Origin of the sequence: Caballeronia sp. LZ033 (assembly GCF_031451265.1) — a bacterium.
In the GTDB taxonomy this organism is placed as follows: domain Bacteria; phylum Pseudomonadota; class Gammaproteobacteria; order Burkholderiales; family Burkholderiaceae; genus Caballeronia.
The window spans coordinates 1254965-1275414 of the sequence record NZ_JARUXQ010000004.1 but is presented as its reverse complement, the minus strand read 5'-3'; the positions used below and the strand labels follow the sequence as shown (position 1 = coordinate 1275414).

Here is a 20450-nt window from a genome sequence, read left to right as displayed (position 1 = left end):
CTCGCCAATGGCGGTTCGCCCCTGTTCTGGTGTGCTCTCGTTCGCCGCTGCTTTTTTATGTTTTATCGATTCATGCCGCCGTGTCCGGCTGAGGCTTCGGCAAGCCCCAGGGCGGCGCGATGCGCCAGATCGCGAACGGCAGCGAATGCGGATTGAGCCGCACGTGCTGACGCCGTCCGCGCCATTCGAAACGCTCGCCCGTCACCTGGTCTTCGACGCTCACCGCGTCCCATTCGTGCACGCCCCAGGCTTCGAGGGTCTGCCACGGCAATTCGATATCCGCGCCCTGTTCGTTGAACGGATCGAGATTGATCGCAACCAGCACGACGTTGTCGCGCGCGGCGTTCGCCTTCTCGAAAAACAGGATGTGGTCGTTATGCACGGGCAGAAAGTTGATGCCAAGATGCGACTGCAATGCCGGGTTCGCGCGGCGGATGCGGTTCAGCGCGGTGATCTCGGTGACGATATTGCCGGGCCGGTTCCAGTCCCATGCGCGCAGTTCGTACTTCTCGGAGTTCAGATACTCCTCGCTGTTCGGCAGCGCAGCCGACTCGCACAATTCGAAGCCGCTGTACACGCCCCACAGGCCCGAAAGCGTCGCGGCCAGCGCCGCGCGGATTACGAAGCCCGGCCGTCCCGAGCTTTGCAGGAAGCGCGGATTGATGTCCGGCGTATTCACGAAGAAATTCGGACGGAAGAATTCCTTCGCGTCGGTCTGCGTGAGATCGTGCATGTACTCGATGAAGTCGCGCTTGCTCTCGCGCCACGTGAAGTACGTGTACGACTGCGAGAAGCCGAGCTTCGCCAGCCGGTTCATCACGCGCGGGCGCGTGAACGCTTCGGCGAGGAAGATCACGTCGGGGTGACGCGCGCGCACGTCGCTGATGACCCATTCCCAGAACGGGAAAGGCTTGGTGTGCGGGTTGTCGATCCGGAAAATGCGCACGCCCGCATCGATCCAGTGCAGGAACACGTCGCGCAACGAAGTCCACAGTTCAGGCTTCGCATCCTGCGCATAGAAGTCCGGGTTGACGATGTCCTGATACTTCTTCGGCGGGTTTTCCGCGTAACGCAGCGTGCCGTCCGGACGCCATGCAAACCACGTCGGGTGCTCCTTGAGCCAAGGGTGATCCGGCGAGCACTGCACCGCGAAGTCGAGCGCGATCTCCAGGCCATGTTCATGCGCGGCTTCGAGCATGCGCTTGAAGTCATCGAGATTGCCGAGTTCGGGATGCACCGCCGTATGGCCGCCTTCCTTGCCGCCGATGGCATACGGACTGCCCACGTCGCCCGGCTGGGCCGTCAGCGTGTTGTTCTTGCCCTTGCGGTTCGCGACGCCGATCGGGTGGATCGGCGGAAAGTACAGCACGTCGAAGCCCATCTCGCGGATGCGCGGCAGCTTGCCGATCACGTCGATGAAGGTGCCGTGACGGTTCACGTCGTCGCTCATCGAACGCGGGAAGATCTCGTACCAGCTCGCGAAGCGCGCGGCGGCGCGTTCGGCGTCCACACGGTACACGACCGGATCGCGCGACAGGAACGGCCGGTGCCGCGCCGCCGCCACCGCTTTGGCGGTCGTGGGCGCCAGCACCAGTTCCAGCTTGCGCGCGTCGTTGGCCTTGGTGAATTCCTTGACGATGGCGTCGAGCGAGGCGCTGTCGGAACCGGCGTCGCCGGCGGTCTTGACTTCAGCGAGGATCAGCGCGAACAGATGCTTCGCTTCCTCCACTTCCAGTTCTACCGTCTGCCCGGCCTTCAGCTTCTTCTGCATGTGATCGACCAGCGACGCGTAGTCGTCGCGCCACGCCAATACGACGAACTCGTGACGCCCCACGCGTTCCAGCGGAATGCGCGCGCTCCACAGGTCGAGGCCGGCGGGCTGCACGGCGGTCATCGGCGCTTCGTGCCAGTCGGTTTCATCGGCGGCGCGCCATTGCACCGCGGCGGCGATCTTGTCGTGACCTTCGGCGAAGATCGCGGCCTGCACTTCCAGCGCCTCCCCAACGATGCGTTTCGCCGGGAAGCGTCCGTGATCCACCGAAGGCGTGACGCTTTCAATCGACACGCGCGGCGCAGCGATCGCCTCGGCCACCGATTTTTTGTCGGCCGCCTTCGCGCCGCGCTTGACCTGCGGCTGCGCGAGCAGGATGAACGGCTCGGCTTCCGCGCGGAACAGCCGCACTTCGCCCGCATGCAGCGTGAACGGCGCGAGCCGTTGGGCCTGGCCGAGGGTGTCATCGATGGGTGCGAAACGCGTGTAGTTGCCCGGCACCGATTCGAGCAGATGCAGCGTGTCCACATGCACCGGCGCGACGAGATCGGGATTGAAGACGGCCAGCACGGCGCCTTCGCTGCGCCGCAGATCGCCGCCGTCGGCGCGGATCAGTGCGGCGTAGGGCGTGCCCGCGCCAGTCAGCGAGCGCAGTTCACCGACGCTCGACAGCGTCGCCACATTGCGTTGCAGGTCATTGGCGCGGCGGATGCGCGCCGTCAGGTCGATGCGCTTCTCGCTCGTCGCGCGCGCGTATTCGGCCGCGACGCCATACTGCGGCGACAGCGGCAGGCCGATGCCGTATTCGAAGCCCATCGGCACCATCCAGCCGGTGCCGAGCGCGGCGGCGGTGTCGAGCACGCGCGTATAGGCGCGTTCGAGCAGCGCGGTGTCGCTGGTGTCGGTCAGGTCGCCGATGAAGCGCGTGCCGAACGGATCTTCCGGAAACGCCACCGGCGACGCAATGCGCGCCAGTGCCGCGTGCTCGTCGCACAGCCAGGCGCTCTTGAAGTCCCACCAGCGGGTGGAGGTGAAGACGGCGTCGAAGGCAGCATCGGAAAGGCCGTGCAGGTCATGTCGCGTGACGCCGACGGTCCACGCGAGCCAGCGCGACTCCGGATGCTTCTCGCGCACCGCCGCGCCGAGGCGCCGCCACACGTGCGCGGGCACCGCGTGCGGTGAATCGAAACGAAAGCCGCCGACCCCCGCGTCGGACATCTGGTTCAGCTCGCGCGCCCACCATTCGGTCAGGCGGTCCGCGGCTTCACCGTTCGTGAAGTCGGCCCAGGCGACATCGCGCTTGCGCGGCGGCATGCGCGGATCGAGGCGCGCATCGGCGCTTTCGAACGGCTGGAACCAGTGCTGGTTGTCCTGATAAAGGCCGCCTTCGGCGCTGACGCGATCGATCACGATATCGACCAGCAGCGTGAGTTCGTGCTTCCTTGCGGCGGCGGCGAGCTGGCCCAGGCCTTCGGCGGCGCTGCCGTCGAACTCGAATACGGGATGCAGACGGTGATGATCGGCGACGGCCTCGCGATGCCCGTTGCTGCCGGGCACGAACGGCGAGCCGATCAGGATGTGATCGAAGCCCAGCGAGGCCGCGTGCTCGAACTGGGCTGCCCAGTTCGCAAGAGGGCCGACGAGCAGGGGATCGATGAAGTAGATACGCGGCGCGTACGCATGATGAGCTTGATGGTTTTCCATCGTTCGTATTTTCCAGAGTCGTCCTGCGGTGGCGGGGATGCGGACTTCGATCGCGATCGCGCTCACGGACCAAACGGCTGAAGAGCCGGTCCGCACGTTCCGGCGCATGGCGCACTGCTGCTCGCGTGCGGACGACAGGCGCGCAACCGGTCGGGTGTCGACATCGGCCTGTTCGCCCTGCTTGCGTCACGCGTTACACGGTGCGCCGGGCGCAATTCGCGCTCGCGGCGCGCCACGCGTTCCCGGCAGTCGATCCCGACGGATGCCCCAGGAACATCGCACGGGGAGGGAGCACGTTGCGTGCCGCGCCCGGCACGCCGGCCGGGTCAGCTCTGCATCAGGGCACTACTATGGAGCAAGTGCAGGCGTCGCGCTCACGCACTGCGCGCGACCAGCGTTTTGTCGGTTGTGAGTGCATGCGCGTCCGGTGTCGGCACCGATACCGGCGCGTTCACGGCCTCGGCGGCACGGCGCGGCCGCAGGGCCGTCCGGCTCGGCCGGGCATCGCTCACGCCGGCGTACAGTGCGACCATCTTCGCGACGGCTTCGTTCCATCCGAAATCGCATGACATCGCGTTGCGCTGCAGCGCGCGCCACACTTGCGGACGCATATAGGCGTCGAGCGCGCGGGCGGCGGCGTGGAGAATGTCGTCGGCGCGTTCGCCGTCGAAGAGGAAGCCCGTGGGCGCATCAGCGGTCCGCTGCACGGGGGCGTGTGCGACGGGCTGGTCGTGCGTGCCGTCGCGCAGATACACGGACGGGCGCAGCACGTTGGAGGCGATGACATCGGCGTTCTGCGCTGCATCGACGATTGTGTCGGCGAGACCGCCCACGCGCGATGCGATCGGCAGCGTGCCATAGCGCATCGCATACATCTGCGTCAGTCCGCATGGCTCGAAACGGCTGCCGTGCAACAGGATGTCGGCGCCGGCATGCAGCAAGTGCGCGCGCCGTTCGTCATAGCCGATCGTCACGCCGACGCGATCCGGCCATTCCTGCGCCAGCTTGCGGAAGCCTGCTTCGATGTGCGCTTCGCCCTTGCCGATCACGGCCAGTTGCAGACGCGGATGCTGGGCCAGCAGACGCGGCAGCGCTTCGAGCACGACATCGGCGAGCTTCTGGCTGGTCATGCGGCTGCCGATTGCCATCACCGGCGCGAACGGATCGACGGGCAGGCCGAACTTGCGTTGCAGCGCGCGCTTGCAGGCATGCTTGCCGCGCATGTCGTCGAAGGAATAGTTGCGCTCGATGGTCGGATCCGTGGCGGGATTCCACACGTCTTCATCGATGCCGTTCACCACGCCCGACAGCTTGTCCGCGCAGCTTTGCAGCACGCCTTCCATCAGATGACCAAAGCGCGGCGTCAGGATTTCGCGCGCATAGTTTTCGGAGACGGTCGTCACGCGATCCGCGTGGACGATGCCCGCTTTCATCAGACTCAAGGCGCCGTAGAACTCGATGCTCTGCGGATCACTCAGCGCATGCACGAGCCACTTCTCCGGCACGCCGAGCGACGCACCAAGCGAGAGCGCGTAGTTGCCCTGGAATGCGAGGTTGTGGATCGTGAAAACGCTCTTTGCGTGCACGCCCGCCGCCTTCATCAGCAGCGGCGTAAGGCCGGTATGCCAGTCATGCGCATGCACGATGTCCGGACGCTTCACGTTGCGGACGCCTTGCGCAATCCGCACTGCGGCTGCCGAAAGCGTCGCGAAACGCACGGCGTTGTCCGTGTAGTCGCGACCCTGAGCGTCCTGGTAGAGGCCAGTGCGTGCGTACAGCTTGTCGCAGCGCAGCAGAAGCACGGGAACGCCGGTGCCGGGCATGCGGCCCCGCAGCAAGTCGGCGTCGCCGCCAGGCAGGCCGGCAAGCGTGCCGACCTTGGTGAGTCCTTCCGTCTGCGCTACCGCGTTTGGATAGGCGGGCAGCAGGATGGTGGCATCGACGCCGGCCTGGCGCAGCGCGGCGGCATAGGCGCTGACCATGTCGCCGAGTCCGCCGGTCTTGGCGAGCGGGACGGCTTCAGAGGCGACCAGCAGAACGTTCAAAGGCAAAATGGGCTCCTGAGCGAGAGGAACGCGCGGTCGATGCGCCGCGCCGGCGAAGCTGATTGGAGTTGTGCATTTGGGAATGGCTGGCGCAATGCAGCAATCGCCGTGCCACCGCTGCCTGGCTTATGTGCGGTGCAGCACGGCGTCGTCCGCCTTTCGTTCGAAAAGAGCGTCCGACCGCACTCGTCCGACGCGGCGCGCAACGGCGTCGGCGGCGCGTGTAAAACTGACAGCGGCGCGCGCCGCGTTTTTACACGCGTGTTCAGTGAGTGTGGGGAAGCCGCGTGACAGCGGCGTGATGAAGGCTGCGTTTCGCCTTCAGCCGCCTCAGCCGTCTTCAGCCGCCGACCAGGCTCGCCGCGATGTTGATCGAGAGTCCCAGCACCGCGAGATTGAAGAAGAACGACAGCACCGACTGGGCAAGCGCGCTGCGGCGCGCGGCGGTCGAGCCAAGCGCGATATCGGCGGTCTGCGAGGCGACCGCGATGGTGAAGGAGAAGTACAGGAAGTCCCAGTAGTCGGGCTTCAGGTGCTTGTCGGGGAAGCGCAGCGCGGGTTCGTTGTCGGGCGACTGATAATAGTGCCGCGCGTAATGCAGGGTGAACATCGTCGGGATCAGGAACCAGGCGCCGAGCATGGTCGCGCCGGTCAGCAGGTAGTTCGGCACGGCCTTGACGCCGAGGCTCTTCGCGGACGCCAGCTCGACGACGATCGCCACGATGCTCGCCAGCGCCGCCACGCTGACGATCATCAGGACCATCGCCGCGTTCTCGTCCTCGCGCTCGGCCAGCGCCTGCACGTCGCTCTGGCCGGCCGTGGCCATCTGCAGCCAGATCAACACGAGATACAGCCACACGGCCGTATCCCAGCCGATCAAGGCGCGCGCGGTCGGACGGAAATGCGCGGGCACCAGTGCGGCCACCACGCAGCCGACCATCAGGCCGATCAACATCCGCGGGCGGTTGCGCAGCACGGACGGGAGGAAGTTTTTTTGCTTGTTATTCGGCATGCACTAAGTCCAGACGGATGCGCGCGATGCCGCAATTATTGCCTATGAGCCTTTCAAACTGCGCAGCGCGTGCTTGGCGTCACCCGGGCGTGAACCATTCGGCTCCGAAAGCGAGCAAGCCCGCACACGCTGTCATCCACCGGCGCTAAGATCGACGCATGAATGGTCCTACCTATCCTGTCGTCTGCCGACATCCCGCCAACGACGCGGGCCGCGATTTCGTGGTCGGCGACCTGCACGGCTGCGTCGATGCGCTGCGCTACCTGCTGCACGAAATCCACTTCGATGGCGCGCGGGACCGGCTGTTCTCCGTCGGCGATCTGGTCGATCGCGGCACGGACTCGCTCGCGGCGGTCGATCTGATCGACAAGCCGTGGTTCTATCCGGTGCTCGGCAATCACGAGGATTCGCTGATCGCCGTGGCTACCGGCGCGATGCGCAGACAGGCGTGGTATGCGATCGGCGGTGCCTGGGCCGAGACGCTCGCCGACGATCAGCTCGGCGACCTCGCGGTGCGGCTCGCGAAACTGCCGCTGGTGCGCATCGTCGGCGAGGGCGCGCGGCGCTTCAACGTGCTGCATGCGGAGTTCTTCGGCAGCGACGCCGACCTCGACACCGCCGATTATTCCGACGACGTCCGCAACCAGATGCTGTGGGGACGCGGTCTCGCGCTTGGTCAGGCGGACCCCGGGCAGCAGCGCGGGCTGTCGCCCACCTACTGCGGCCACACGCCGATGCGCGCCATCAAGCAGATCGGCTCGCAGATTTTCATCGACACGGGCGCGTTCGCGTCGGAAGGGCGGCTGACCATCGTGCAGGCCGGCACGGACGAACGCTGGTCGGTGAAGGAACGCTGGGCCGCCTCCGAAGGCGCCCGCACACTGGCGCTGCCCTGACTCCCGCGCGGCGGCCGGCGCGCCCGGCACGGCCGTTGCTCGATGTCTTGCCATCAGTCGAACAAGAATCAGGCGAGGCACACGGTGGCGAGAATCGGACGAAACAATGAAGCGGGCGGCGGCGCGAGCGACGTGCCGGCCGGCGGCGTGCAGGGTTGCCCGGAAGATCTGCCGCCGGGCCTGCGCTACATGGACGACTCCCGGCGCGGCTATACGCGCGAATGGATCGATGGCGCGTTCGCGTTCTTCAACACGCTGGGCAAGCGTATCGACGACGAAGCCGAGGTGCGCCGCATCAAGGCGCTCGCGATTCCGCCTGCCTATACCGATGTCTGGATCTGCCCCGATGCCCGCGGTCACTTGCAGGCCACCGGCCGCGATGCGCGCGGACGCAAGCAGTATCGCTATCACCCGCAATGGCGCGAGACTCGCGACGCCACCAAATACGAACGCATGCTGGCCTTCAGCGCGGTGCTGCCGAAGCTGCGGGCGCGCGTGACGCGCGATCTGTCGCTGGACGGTATGCCGCGCAACAAGGTGCTCGCGACGGTGGTGCGCTTGCTGGACACGACGCTGATCCGTGTCGGCAGCGAGGAATATGCGCGTGAGAACCGCTCGTATGGGCTGACGACGCTGCGCAAGCGGCACCTGAAGGTCTCGGCGGGCACGCTGCGCTTCAAGTTTCGCGGCAAGAGCGGCATCGAGCACGATGTCTCGGTGAGCGACGCGCGGCTTGCACGCATCATCAAGCGCTGCATGGATCTGCCGGGGCAGGACCTGTTCCAGTATCTCGATGCCGATGGCGAGCGTCACTCCGTCAGCTCATCCGACATCAACGACTATCTGCACGAGATCACCGGCGCCGACTTCACCGCGAAGGACTATCGCACCTGGGCCGGCAGCGTGTTCGCGCTCGCGGCGCTGCGCAGGCTCAAGTGGGACACGGTGACGGAGGCGCGCAAGCATATTGTCGGGACCATCAAGGAAGTGTCCCAGTTGCTGCGCAACACGCCGGCGGTGTGCCGCAAATGCTATGTGCATCCCGCCGTGATCGAGGCTTTCGAGGCGGGCGGACTGGCCGAATCGATGCCGGCGAGCCGCCGTCACGGACTCAAGACCGACGAAGCCGCGCTCGCGATCTTTCTCGAACTGGACGCGAAGCGCCGTGCCCGCGAAGCGGCGCGCAAGCATCGCAAGGGCGCCGACCCGAGCGATGCGCGTCTCACCAACCTGCTCGACGCCTCCAGCCGCAAGGCGCGCGCCGGTGCGCTGAAGACCAGCGGCAAGCGCGCGGCGGCGCAGGCGCTGGAGCGCGTCGCGAAGAAGCCGGCGCCGAAGGCAGCGCGGCCGGCGTCGAAGAAGATCGCGCGGACGCGTTCGTCCACGGCGTTGGCTATCCGCTGACGTGACGTGCGTTGACGTGCGGTGCATTCAGCCGACCTGGTTCAGCTCGAACACATAGTCGATCGCGTGGCCGTTCCAGTTGTATTCGAGATAGGCCGCGTGGTGGCAGTCGCGCAGCATCGTCGTGCGGAGGGCCGCGAGGCACTCGCCCTGCGGGTCGCGCACCGACGGATACGCAATCCCCGCCGCGCCGGCCTCACGCGCCGCACGGCCGAGCGCGCGGCCCGCGCCGTAATCGACGGGATCGAGCAGACGCGCATCCAGGCCATTCCGTGCGATGGCGTCCCCGCGCAAATCCACCACTTCACCGTACGCCGTCACCGAATAGAGGCGCATCTGCTGCCGCAGCGGCGCTTCGTTGGTGGCGCGCAGAAAAAGGCTCGAGTGATAACGCGTTTCCTCGATGGCCGTCTGACGATCACGCGCGCAATAGAACACGCCGTAGTGTCCGTCGGAGAAACGGCTGCCGTTGGGATTCAGATGCGTGAACGCGGCCATGATCGGCCCGCAGCCCGGCCCGAAGCAGCGCTCGTCCTGCGGCACGAGATCCAGTTCGCCGAGTTCGGTCCGCAGGCGGTCGTTGGTCATCGCCTCCAGCGCGTACAACGCTTCGAAATCGTGCGGCGACGCCACGCGGTCGAACAGGTTCACAGCGGGAAAGCGAGTGGGAATCACGCGATACGCGGGCGACCAGTCGAGCAGGCCATGCGGCCAGCGCTCCCGCCAGTCGGACGGGTTCTTGCCGAATTCGATACCCATCACGCCCATCCGCCTCGCATCGCATCGAGGTACTGCCGAACGGCGAGCAGGTCGCTGATATTGCCCGCCAGCATGCGGTCGAGCGCCGGCTTGCCGCCGAAGGGCGGCGCGGTGTTGGGGCGGCGGATCCAGGTGTCGGCGGCGCCGGGGTCCGGCAGCAAGATCTGCAACGCCTTGTAGATGCCGAGAATGAGCGACAGGCGCTCGAGCTTGTCGCGTTCGAGCCGCGCCGATTCAGGCGCGTTCTTCCATTTGAAATATGTGGAACGCCCGGGCGAACCCAGCAGGATGATCTGCTCTTCGGCCGTTAGCGACCAGTCCCGGGCGATGTTGATGAAGGCGCGCAGGCCGGCGGCGGAAAGGTCGCCTGTACGCAGTGCCGGGGGCGGCGGCGTTTGGCCTGTCGCCGCTGAATGGGCGCGTGCGGCATGGGACATGTCATCAAGTCTCGAAAGGAACTTGATGACCATATTAGTCCATATGTGGATTAATTCAAGCGATGCATGAACTTTCGTGCTCGGCGCGACGGATCACGCGTCTTCATCGACGGGTCCGTAACGGCGGCCCGGCACATGCGCCCGCAACGCTTCAGCGATCTGCTTGGACGTGCAGTCGGCGGGGAAGATGCGGCACTGGACGCGCGGATCGTTCTTGCTTTCCCATTCGACCATCCGGTAGGCCGGACCGAACAACGGCTCGACCGGCGCCGACAGACGGCAGCGGCGCAGCGCGAGCGCGTGCTTCTTGCGCAGCGTCGGAGCGAGATTGGCGAAAGACGGGCGCGCAGTGGTGTTGGCAGGCATGGCACATTCCTCATCGTGGGCGGCTCGGACCGTCATCTGACGGTGCCAGCGGAGCCGGATCGCGCTTGGAGTGTGTCGGCCCAGAATTAAGCGCGCCTTAATTTCGAGATGGCTGAAGACAAGGCGCGTCGAAATGTCACCGGGACGGGGAAAAATGGCGTTGGCGCGCGGGTCAAGAGGGGTTGCTGCATTTTCACCACGTTGAAATCAGCAGGTTTGCCGGGGCGGTCGATTACTGTATATTCGTACAGCTTGTTCGTCACAGGAGCTTGCCGATGAATCGACACAGCGATTCGCTCGAAGCCGCCGCGCTCGAACGTTTCATGCGCGCGACGCGAGCCGTCCACGCAGCGTTCGACGCCACGCGAAGCGAGCCTGGATTAGAAGCAAGCGGCCAGTCCGCCGCGTGTTCACTCGGGCGACTCGACGCCGCGTTACACGAACTCGACACCTCCGAGCGCTCGCTCGACGCCATCCTCTCGCGCAGAGCGGGCCACTCACCGTTGGAGCGAAACCTTTGAAGCGCGCATTGCTCATTCTTCTGCTGGTCTTCGGCTCGCCGTCATTGTTCGCAGCCGAGCGTTACACGGAAGTCTGGAATCCGCCCGAGGCGCAAGCCGTGAAGGGCAAGCCGAAGTCCCACACGGGCAGCCCGGTCGCCGCGAAGAAAAAGCGCAAGAGCGCGACGGCGGTGAAGCAGGTGGCCGACAAGGCCGCGATCGAAGCGCCTGTCGTCACGGCACGGCCGAAGGCATCGTCGCCGAAACAATCCGATCCCATGATTCCGCGCAAGATCGAACCGAACGGGCAGGTCATGCGCGTCTGATAGCGCCGGACGGGTCAAGAAGATGAAAAGGGGCGCCCGGTCGGGCGCCCCTTTTCATTTGCGCAAGTCGCTACCCGCTCAATGCAGCGCGGGCGCGCGGGACGTCACAGCCGTCCCATCAGCAAAAGCACGATCACCACGATCAACACGACGCCGACAATACCGCTCGGCCCATAACCCCAACTGCGGCTATGCGGCCAGGACGGAATGGCGCCGATCAGGATCAGGATCAGGATGATCAGCAGGATGGTTCCGATCGTCATTTTGACGTCTCCTTGTTAATTGATCGCGATTGACGAATCGACACCCGGCGCGGCCTCCCAACTGCCTGCAACACAGTGCGCCGGGGCGGCGGAACTTGCTGCCGTCCGGTCCGAGGTGCGATCGACGAGAAGAGTAGAGCAATGGCTGTGCCAGTCAGCCTGAAACCCAGGCGGCACAAGGCTTCGGGCGTTTCCCGGACAGACGTCGGAACAGGCGGATTGTCAAAAATGACGAGCGAACGATAGGGGAAGCGCAAAATTTGCAACCGGCGGGAGCGCGGATCGCCGCGCTCCCGCCACGCACGCGTTCAGGCGGCGATTCAGAAGATGCCGCGGAACACCCAGAACAGGAAGCCCGCGAGCGCGATCGAAACCGGCAGCGTCAGGATCCACGCCAGCGCCAGGCTGCGCACCGTGCGCCATTGCAGGCCGGAACCGTTCGCGGCCATCGTGCCGGCAATGCCCGACGAAAGCACGTGCGTCGTGCTGACCGGAAGGCCGTAGGCATCGGCGGCGCCGATGGTCAGCATCGCGACGAGTTCAGCCGATGCGCCTTGTCCATACGTCAGATGCGTCTTGCCGATGCGCTCACCCACCGTCACGACGATGCGCTTCCAGCCGACCATCGTGCCAAGTCCCAGCGCTACCGCCACGGCTACCTTCACCCACGTCGGGATGAACTTGGTCGCGTGATCGAGCTGCTTCTTGTAGTTGTCGAGAGTCGCGAGGTCGGGTTGCGAGAACGCGGGCGTCTTCTGCTTCTCCATGATGCGCAGCGCCTCGGACGCGACATACATCTCGTTGCGCACGTTGCGTACGTTGCCTTGCGGCAGTTCAGCCATGGTCTGACTCGGGCGAACCTGCGATTCGATCGAGTCGACGAGGCTGTTCAGCGAGGCCACCGAGTCCGGTGCCAAGGTTTTCGTCTGGACGAACTTCTCGACCTGGGCGCGGGCATCGGCGGCGGGCGCGACGCCGTTGCTGTAGCGCTGCAACGCTTCGGCCGCGCTGTGGCTCACGGCGAGGAAGGTCTGCGTTTCGTTGGCCGTCACGGCCTTGTTGAGCGCATAGGCAGTCGGCACGGTGCCGATCAGGATCAGCATGATGAGGCCCATGCCCTTCTGGCCGTCGTTGGAGCCGTGCGCAAACGAGACGCCCGTGCAGGTCAGGATCAGCAGGCAGCGGATCCAGAACGGCGGCGGCGCGTTCTTTTCCGGCTCCTTGTAGAGCGCCGGCACGCGCACGACGAGCTTCAGCACATACAGCAGGAAGCCCGCGAGAATGAAGCCGACGATCGGCGAAAACAGCAGCGACTTGCCGACCGACACCGCCTGGCTCCAGTCGACGCCCGACGTGCCGTTCGAACCATGCAGCATCTGGTTCATCAGGCCGACGCCGATCACGGAACCGATCAGCGTATGCGAGCTGGACGACGGCAGGCCGAGCGCCCAAGTGCCGAGGTTCCAGATGATCGCCGCGATCAGCAGCGCGAACACCATGGCGAAGCCCTGCGAACTGCCGACGCCGATGATCAGTTCGACCGGCAGCAGTTGCAGGATGCCGAAGGCCACCGCGCCGCTCGAAATCAGCACGCCGATGAAGTTCCACATGCCGGACCAGACGACCGCCAGATTGGGTGTCAGCGAATGGGTGTAGATGACGGTGGCGACGGCGTTGGCCGTGTCATGAAAGCCGTTGACAAATTCGAAGCCGAGCGCGATCAGCAGCGCGACGCCAAGCAGCACATACGGAAGTACCGACGATTCCCGCACCGGCGCGAGATCTTCGAGCAGATGCATCACGCAATAGACGACGCCGGCCGCGATCACCAGCAGAAAGATCAGCAGGGCGTAGCGCTGGCCGGGAGAGCGGCCGCTCTCGGTTTGGGGAAAGACAACTTGATTCATGTCGCGTCCTTGAGGCTGGGCTTGTGCGCGTTGCGCGCGTGGGCGGCAAATAGGGAAACGGCGGATGGGTGCGTTGCGAAGCACAATCGATGATGTTTCACCCGCCGTGTGTCGATTTCGTGAAACACGCATCAATCGCGGATCAACCGTGAATTCATATGATCTGAACCGCGGCGCAGGCGCGTTCGGGAGGAAGCATGACGATATGGATCGAAATCGCGTTGCGGGCGGTGCAGCGAGAGGAGGGGCGGGCCACGCTGATCGCGGCGCTCGAGCGGATCGCCGCATTTGCCGGGCATCCACCCACGCGTGGGTTGCTCCATGTACGCGAGATTCCGCTGAAAGCGCCGGACTGGCGGCTGACGGTCGAAACCCAGAACGGCGCGCGCACCCTGCGCGCCGTCCTGACGGAACAGCCGCCCGTTCCCGGCTTTGCGCGCTACCGGAGCTTCGCGCGACCGGCGGGCGATGATCTCGCCGCATCGCTGCGCGAATTCGCCGAAGCCGAGGCCGGTTTGCGCGTGCCGCTGGCCAAGGCGCATCGGGTGATCGGCTTTGCTGCCCAGGCGGTGCCGGCGGCCGCAGACGGTCGTGAAATCGAGCGTATCGCATGGCGCATCGACATCGAGGGCGTATTCCTGCGCGCGTTGCTTGAAACCGCTGCCGATGGTCATCCGGAACTGCGCCTCGCCGCGCCCGCCGTCGATGGTTCGCTGGATGCGCTGTTCAGTCTCGCCGGCGCGGTCATCGACGCGACGCCTTTCGTCATGGCGTCCGGCGCGGCTTCCGCGCCGAGTGCCGATCCCGTTTGCGCAACGAGCCTCGATGTGCCTCCTTCAGCGACGCGGCGAGCGGCCTTCGTCGCGATGGCGGCGTCGGTGGCCGGGCAGTGGTTCGGCAACGAAGCTGCCGCGCGCGACGGTCTCGGCGACGAGCACGTACATCAGTTGCGGGTCGCGCAGAGGCGTCTGAAGACGCTTCTGAAGCTGTTTCGCGACGATATCGACGAGACCTGGCACACGCACATCGCTCCTGGACTTGCCTGGTTCGGCGGCCTTCTCGCCGATGCGCGCGACTGGGACGTCTTCGCCGGCACGACGCTGCCGGCCTACGCCGCTTCCGACGATGACGCCACCCGCTGGCAAGCGCTCATCGCGGCGGCGGAAGCGCGGCGGCAGGACGCGCGCGTAAGGCTGCGCGAGGCGCTCGCGTCGAAACGGCATGCGCGGCTCGCGCTGGCCTTCATCGAATGGCTCGCGCGCTTCGCGGTGCAGGAGGATGCCGCCCCGACGAGTTTCGTCGCGTTCGGGGCGAGGCGGATCCACAAGGACTATCGCCGGATCGCCGGCGTGCCCGATCTCGTCCGGCTTCCGGCGCAGGAGCGACACTGCGTGCGCATTCAGGCCAAGCGGCTGCGCTACGCGCTGGAATTCTTCCGCTCGATCCTGTCGTCCCGAACCCGCAAGCACGCCGGCGCGCTGCTCGGGCAACTCCAGTCCGCGCTGGGCGAAGCCAACGATGCCGCCGTCGCCGCCGACCGCCTCGCCGCGCTGCCCGAAGCCACCGACTATCAGCGCGGTTTCGCGCGCGCGTGGAGCGCGGCTACGTCGCGCACGGGCGCGCAGGAAGGCGAGCGCGTGTTGCGCGCGCTGCGTCGTCCGCGTCTGAAGGCGTCGTTATAATGCGGCACGCCGGATTGTTTCGATTTCAGTAACGGCGCGACCTCTGGAGACGAAGCATGAACGGTGACGAACCGCTCGCACGACGCGAGCCGCTCGAAATCGGCGGTTCCGTGTGGCTGACGAACGGGGCGGAAACGTTGGGCGGCGCGTCGCGCATTGCGCTGCTTGCCGCGATCCGCGACGCCGGGTCGATCACGGCCGCCGCCAAGCGGATCGGCATGAGCTACAAGGCCGCATGGGACGCCGTCGACACGATGAACAACCTCGCCGGCGAGCCGCTCGTGACCACGTCAAGCGGCGGCCGCGGTGGTGGCGGCACGACGCTCACGCCGGCAGCGCTGCGGCTCATCGAGACTTATCGCGTGGTGGAGCGCGAGCATCGCAAATTTCTGCAACGGGCGGGCGCGGCGATCGCCGGCTTTGCCCAGGACTGGCAACTGATCGGGAGACTGGGGATGAAAACAAGCGCACGCAATCAACTGGCAGGCAAGGTGACCAAGGTCACGCGCGGTGCCGTCAACGATGAAATCGAACTCGGCCTGCCGGGCGGCCAGACCATCGTCGCGGTCGTGACCCATGAAAGCACGCAGGCGCTTGGCCTGAAGGAAGGCAGCGACGCCTTCGCGCTGATCAAGGCATCGTGGGTGATGCTGATGGAAGACACGAACGCCAAGCTCTCGGCGCGCAATCAGCTGCACGGCACGGTCAGCAACGTGACGAAAGGCGCGGTGAATGCGGAAGTGTCACTGACGCTCGACGGCGGCACCACCGTGACGGCGATCATCACCAACCAGAGCGCCGACACGCTGGGACTCGCGCAAGGTCAGAAGGCGGTGGCGGTGATCAAGGCGTCGAGCGTGATCATCGGCGTGAACGACTGAGCCTCTGATTTCGACTGAATCTCAGGCGGCGTCTGGATCCGTCGCCTGAACCTCCGTCCGATGCTCCGGCGCACGCGGGCGTTTCACCTTCCAGCTGGCTCGCACATAGGGCCGTGCATGGCCCGACAAACCGAGGGCGATCTCGGTGATCCAGTGCTGCGTCGGCACCGGCACGCCGTGCAACGCGATGACGACCGCGGCGAAGCTCGCGGCCACGGGCATCGGCGCGAGCTTTCCGGGCTCGGCGCGCCACGCGAAGCGCACGAAAGCCAGCGCGACCACGGCGCCGAGCGCGCACCCCGCGACGACCTCCGACACCGAATGAGCATCGAGCACCACGCGCGATACGCCCACGGCCAGCCCCAGCAGCAATCCGGCTGCGACGCCGAGCGCCCGCAGCGAATTCCGCGCGGGCAGCAGCGCGACGAAAACGGCCACCGGCAGCACCGACGTCGACATGAGCGCATATCCACTGATGCCGGTGAAATCGAGATTGCGCATGCCGATTCCCCAGCCGATGAATGCGATCTTGCTCAGTGCGACCAGGCCGCTTGCGGTGCCAAGCAGCGCGAGCCATGCGCCCGCGTATTTCCAGCGATAGCCGAGCGCGAGCCACGCGGCAATGATGAGCGCGACCGGACCCATCACGCCGACACTGCCGAGCGCGGTGATCCAGTACCAGACGGAAACGGGAAGCTCCATGGACATTGATGGCTTGGGAATAGGGGTTGCTGCAGCGCGGTAGCCGACGGCTTGCACTGCCATCTCCTGTTTTGGCAGGCTAATCCTCAGCAGTATAACTGCCTGCTGCCGTACGCAATTATGTGACAACGTAGGCCGCGTTTACGGGTTACATCGCGTAACTTTCGTTTATTTTTCGCTATTTTGTTGAATTGCTGTTAATTCATCCCGATATGTCATGCGCGGACGAGCGATCGCTCGGGCAAAAGGTGTTATTGTGCATTGCACAACCCGGCGTGGAAATCCTGCTCGCGCCGTTCGATTGCCAGTTTCCAGAGGACCCAGCCGAATGTCGAAAAGCCTTACCAAGCTCTGGCTGCGCGGCTTGAGACGCCTGGTCGCCAGCCACGTTGAAGCGGTTCACGCTCCCAAGCCACGGACCAAACCCAAGGCCAAGCCCACGCCCACGCGGGCCAAGACCGTCAAGTCGAAACTTCAGTCGGGCGCGGCCGCCAAGGCGTCGTCGCCACGTACCGGCACGCGCCCGGCCGCGCGCGAGTCGCGGGTGCGGCCGCGTGCGTCGGCCTGGGCGCGTGGGAAGTGGGCGCGCTCCTACCATTCGGCGCCGCCGACATCGGCTGGCCGGCTGGTGAATCACTTGTCGTACGCGCTCTATCTGCCGCCGAACGAAAGCGCCGAGCGGATGCCGCTCGTCGTCATGTTGCACGGCTGTAAGCAGAACGCAGACGAGTTCGCCCAAGGCACGCGCATCAATCTCCTCGCCGATAAATACGGCTTCGCGGTGCTGTATCCGGAGCAGTCGAAGCACGAGCATGCGCATCGCTGCTGGCATTGGTACGACGACTCGGGCGGCGGCGGTGGCGGCGAGGCGGCTTCCGTGATCTCGCTCATTGACGCCATCGTCGCGGAGCACGATCTCGACGAAGAGCGCGTCTACGTTGCCGGGATGTCGGCCGGGGCGGGACTTGCCGCGCTGCTCGCGATCCGCCATCCGCAGACGTTCGCGGCGGTCGGGCTGCATTCCGGCGTGGTATTCGGCGAGGCGCATTCGGCCATCGGCGCGATGGATGTCATGCGCCGCGGCAGCCGCACGGATCCGGTCGCCTTGATCGATGCCGCCGTCGACGTTCGCGAGTACCCCGGCATGCCGGCGATCATCGTGCATGGCGAGCTGGATTCTGTCGTCACGGCCGCGAATGCCGAACAGTTGACCCGGCAGTTCTTGCGGCTGAACGGTTTCATTGATGCTGAAGGCAACCGCCGTGCGGGCGAAGTCCGCGAAGAGAAACTCGCCGACGGCGTAATCAGCGATTACGTCAAGAACGGCCGTCGGGTCGTGAAGACGTCGATTGTGCGCGGACTCGGCCATGCATGGGCCGGCGGCGATGACACCGTGGCCTTCCATTCATCGAAAGGGCCGGATTCAGCCGCCGTGATGTGGGAATTTTTCAAGCACCAGCGACGCTCCGGCGAGGCTGCCAGCAAGGCCCGCGTGGCGTAACGGGCGTCGAAGTGTCGCAAAATTGTGTTTGAGATCAGAGATTTATTTTGTCGGGGCTGGCGCTGGATCAGGGATTACCCTATAATCGCTTCATAGGTAGTAACCCTAGTATCCCAGCGAGGCCCACCATGTTCCTGCTCAGCCGCATTTTCCTGTTCCTGACCAAGTCTGCCGACCAGCGTGACCGCGAGCGCGACGACGCCTATCTCGCCGAAGCCACGGATGTCTACGATCTCGAATATCGTATGAAGAAGCTGGACCAGCGAGTCAAGACGCGTCATCCGCAGTGGATGTCGAACTAAGTCTCTGACTTGAGTTGTTCGCCGGATTATCTTCCGGCAGCAACGCATAAAGAAGCCGGCTCATTTGCTTGAGCCGGCTTTTTCTCGTCCCGAATTTTTGCGCGTGTCGTTCTAGACCTTCGGGGCGTCGGAGGTGTCCGGGATATCCGGCGTATCCGGCGACTGCACGCCGAAGCAGCCGCGATACGTGGCGTAGAACGAGCAATACAGTGCGGTAGTGACAAGAATCGACGCCGGCATCAGCACCGCCAATGCCATCTCCTGCCCGGCGCCGAGCGCCTGCATCAATGCGGTGAGGCCGAACGACACCGCAAGCGCAATGCAAATCCACAACACGCCGTAATAGACGAACGCCCCACGGTTGCGCCAGCACGACACCAGGCTGAAGAACAACGCCTTGGCGGGCGGCACGTCGTGCCATGCGACAAGAATCGGTGCGAACCAGAACAGCATCGCGAACGGGATGTAGCACGCCAGCGCAACGAGCACCGCTAGCGGACTGAAACTCGCCGCGACAGTTTCGGGGTCGCCGGCGGGCGCGTCGCCCATCATGAGGTTCAGCAGCGTGCCGCCGTCCACCAGCGCCGACACCGCGAAGATCACGGCCATCGCCACGACATACAACGCGCCGAGCGCGAGCAACCGGCGCGCAACGACGCTCCCGTACGAGCGGAAGCCGTCGACGAGCACGGTCGGCCAGACGGGTTTGCCGGCAATCGTGTTGCGGCATGCCGCCATGAAGCCGACCGCCACGCCCGGAATGAACAGGAGCGGCAGCACCGGCCCGATCAGCGGCACGCGCGAAATCAGCGTCATCACGAACAAATAGGCGAAGAACACCGTGAGAAACGCAAAGGGATTGCGGCGAAACAGCCAGATTCCCTGGCGGAACCACACGTAGCCGGTCTTGGCGGGGACTTCGATGAGTCGCATAGAGAGGATTAGCCTTGTGCGGATGGAGCAGCAGCCTGGACGCGCGCGCGCAGGATGCGTTCGAAATGACCCGGATCGTGCGCGTTCAGCATCTGCGCTTCACGCGGCCGATGAAAATCATGCAGGCGCGACACCCAAAACCGCATCGCGCCTGCGCGCAGCATGTCGTTCCAGTGACGCTCCTCGGCGGGCGTGAACGGCCGCACGGTCTGATACGCGCGCAGCAACGCATCGACACGCGCGGCATCCAGCGCGCCCGTGGCGAGATCCGTGCACCAGTCGTTGACGGTCACGGCAACGTCGAACAGCCATTTGTCGACGCCCGCGAAATAGAAGTCGAAGAAGCCGCCGAGACGCGCATGTTCGAGCCCCGGCGCGAACAGCACATTGTCGCGGAACAAGTCGCAATGACACGGGCCGCCGGGCAACGCCGCGTAATCCGCGGAGCCGAAGAACGCCGCCTGCCAGGCCAGTTCGCCCTCGAACAACTCGCGCTGCTCATGGCTCAGGAATTCAACGATCGACGGCGCCTTCTCCTGCCACCACGACAGGCTGCGCAGATTCGGCTGATGCTGCGGGAAATCGCGTCCGGCAAGATGCAGGCGCGCAAGCATCTGCCCGACCTCGATGCAATGCGCGGGCGACGGCGCAAGTTCAGGCGCGCCGTCCAGTTTCGTGACCACCGAAGCGGGCTTGCCATGCAGCATGCCGAACAGCGTGCCGTCACGGCGCGGCATCGGATCGGGCACGGGCACGCGATGCGAGGCCAGATGACGCATCAGATCGAGATAGAACGGCAACTGCGTGGCGCTCAGATTCTCGAAGATCGTCAGCACGAATTCGCCGCGCGTGGTCGTGAGAAAGAAGTTGCTGTTTTCGATACCGGACTGGATACCGCGCAATTCGACGACATCGCCGAGATCGTAGTCTTGCAGCCAGTCGCCGAGCTCGGCGTGGGTGACGGGGGTAAAGACGGCCATGCAGGGAAGCGTCGGTCAGGTTGGACGGCCCGGAGCGGGCCTGTGAAGATCGGCGCGGCCTGTCGGACGCCGCGCCGCG

General features: G+C 65.3%; 19 protein-coding genes. 8 read left to right on the top strand and 11 right to left on the bottom strand.

Features of this window, described 5'->3' with window-relative positions:
- Positions 1-70: 70 nt before the first annotated feature.
- The 3 genes from QCE62_RS33070 to QCE62_RS33060 form a co-directional block, all read right to left on the bottom strand.
- Positions 71-3475 carry a maltotransferase domain-containing protein gene (locus QCE62_RS33070; RefSeq protein WP_309927201.1) on the bottom strand — a complete coding sequence of 1135 codons (3405 nt, stop codon included), beginning with the start codon at positions 3473-3475 and terminating at the stop codon, positions 71-73.
- A gap of 374 nt (positions 3476-3849) precedes the next feature.
- Positions 3850-5526, bottom strand: a complete 1677-nt coding sequence (glgA, locus tag QCE62_RS33065; protein ID WP_309927199.1) for a glycogen synthase GlgA — start codon at positions 5524-5526, stop codon at positions 3850-3852.
- A gap of 334 nt (positions 5527-5860) precedes the next feature.
- On the bottom strand, positions 5861-6532 hold the full coding sequence (locus QCE62_RS33060; RefSeq protein ID WP_309927197.1) for a DUF1345 domain-containing protein: 672 nt from the start codon (positions 6530-6532) through the stop codon (positions 5861-5863).
- Positions 6533-6690: 158 nt separating this feature from the next.
- Here QCE62_RS33060 and QCE62_RS33055 point away from each other — a divergent pair, with 158 nt between their 5' ends.
- Positions 6691-7428: a metallophosphoesterase gene (locus QCE62_RS33055; protein ID WP_309927195.1), complete on the top strand. Its 738-nt coding sequence runs from the start codon at positions 6691-6693 to the stop codon at positions 7426-7428.
- Between the two features lie 84 nt (positions 7429-7512).
- A complete protein-coding gene (locus QCE62_RS33050; protein WP_309927193.1) occupies positions 7513-8832 on the top strand; it encodes a DNA topoisomerase IB in 1320 nt (439 codons plus the stop codon).
- A gap of 27 nt (positions 8833-8859) precedes the next feature.
- Here the strand turns inward: QCE62_RS33050 and QCE62_RS33045 are convergent, their stop codons facing one another.
- The 3 genes from QCE62_RS33045 to QCE62_RS33035 all read right to left on the bottom strand — a co-directional run bounded on the left by QCE62_RS33045 (position 8860) and on the right by QCE62_RS33035 (position 10394).
- Positions 8860-9591, bottom strand: a complete 732-nt coding sequence (locus QCE62_RS33045) for an RES family NAD+ phosphorylase (protein ID WP_309927191.1) — start codon at positions 9589-9591, stop codon at positions 8860-8862.
- Positions 9591-10028 (bottom strand): MbcA/ParS/Xre antitoxin family protein, encoded by a 438-nt coding sequence (locus QCE62_RS33040; protein ID WP_309927562.1) that lies wholly within the window; start codon positions 10026-10028, stop codon positions 9591-9593. The genes QCE62_RS33045 and QCE62_RS33040 overlap by 1 nt, the downstream gene beginning before the upstream one ends.
- A 93-nt stretch (positions 10029-10121) precedes the next feature.
- The gene (locus QCE62_RS33035; RefSeq protein ID WP_309927188.1) at positions 10122-10394 is read right to left on the bottom strand and encodes a DUF2866 domain-containing protein; all 273 of its coding nucleotides are present in this window, start codon (positions 10392-10394) and stop codon (positions 10122-10124) included.
- Positions 10395-10669: 275 nt separating this feature from the next.
- Between QCE62_RS33035 and QCE62_RS33030 the strand changes: the two genes are divergently transcribed.
- Complete coding sequence (locus QCE62_RS33030; RefSeq protein ID WP_309927186.1) at positions 10670-10915, top strand: hypothetical protein; 246 nt, start codon at positions 10670-10672, stop codon at positions 10913-10915.
- Complete coding sequence (locus QCE62_RS33025) at positions 10912-11220, top strand: hypothetical protein (protein ID WP_309927184.1); 309 nt, start codon at positions 10912-10914, stop codon at positions 11218-11220. Before QCE62_RS33030 ends, QCE62_RS33025 begins: the two co-directional genes overlap by 4 nt.
- A gap of 104 nt (positions 11221-11324) precedes the next feature.
- Here the strand turns inward: QCE62_RS33025 and QCE62_RS33020 are convergent, their stop codons facing one another.
- Positions 11325-11483, bottom strand: a complete 159-nt coding sequence (locus tag QCE62_RS33020; RefSeq protein ID WP_086971801.1) for a DUF3309 family protein — start codon at positions 11481-11483, stop codon at positions 11325-11327.
- A gap of 320 nt (positions 11484-11803) precedes the next feature.
- The gene (locus tag QCE62_RS33015; protein ID WP_309927182.1) at positions 11804-13390 is read right to left on the bottom strand and encodes an inorganic phosphate transporter; all 1587 of its coding nucleotides are present in this window, start codon (positions 13388-13390) and stop codon (positions 11804-11806) included.
- Positions 13391-13587: 197 nt separating this feature from the next.
- On the opposite strand from QCE62_RS33015, the gene QCE62_RS33010 reads away from it, so the two are divergent.
- Positions 13588-15072 carry a CHAD domain-containing protein gene (locus QCE62_RS33010; RefSeq protein ID WP_309927181.1) on the top strand — a complete coding sequence of 495 codons (1485 nt, stop codon included), beginning with the start codon at positions 13588-13590 and terminating at the stop codon, positions 15070-15072.
- Between the two features lie 56 nt (positions 15073-15128).
- Positions 15129-15953: a TOBE domain-containing protein gene (locus QCE62_RS33005; protein ID WP_309927177.1), complete on the top strand. Its 825-nt coding sequence runs from the start codon at positions 15129-15131 to the stop codon at positions 15951-15953.
- 21 nt (positions 15954-15974) lie between these two features.
- Here QCE62_RS33005 and QCE62_RS33000 read toward each other — a convergent pair whose 3' ends face one another.
- On the bottom strand, positions 15975-16661 hold the full coding sequence (locus QCE62_RS33000; RefSeq protein WP_309927175.1) for a phosphatase PAP2 family protein: 687 nt from the start codon (positions 16659-16661) through the stop codon (positions 15975-15977).
- A gap of 322 nt (positions 16662-16983) precedes the next feature.
- Here QCE62_RS33000 and QCE62_RS32995 point away from each other — a divergent pair, with 322 nt between their 5' ends.
- A complete protein-coding gene (locus QCE62_RS32995) occupies positions 16984-18156 on the top strand; it encodes a PHB depolymerase family esterase (protein ID WP_309927560.1) in 1173 nt (390 codons plus the stop codon).
- Between the two features lie 128 nt (positions 18157-18284).
- Complete coding sequence (locus QCE62_RS32990; protein WP_309821089.1) at positions 18285-18458, top strand: DUF3563 family protein; 174 nt, start codon at positions 18285-18287, stop codon at positions 18456-18458.
- A gap of 111 nt (positions 18459-18569) precedes the next feature.
- Here QCE62_RS32990 and QCE62_RS32985 read toward each other — a convergent pair whose 3' ends face one another.
- Together QCE62_RS32985 and QCE62_RS32980 are read right to left on the bottom strand one after the other, a co-directional pair.
- The gene (locus QCE62_RS32985; RefSeq protein WP_309927172.1) at positions 18570-19391 is read right to left on the bottom strand and encodes a BPSS1780 family membrane protein; all 822 of its coding nucleotides are present in this window, start codon (positions 19389-19391) and stop codon (positions 18570-18572) included.
- A gap of 8 nt (positions 19392-19399) precedes the next feature.
- Positions 19400-20371 (bottom strand): homoserine kinase, encoded by a 972-nt coding sequence (locus QCE62_RS32980; RefSeq protein ID WP_309927170.1) that lies wholly within the window; start codon positions 20369-20371, stop codon positions 19400-19402.
- Between the last annotated feature and the right edge of the window lie 79 nt (positions 20372-20450).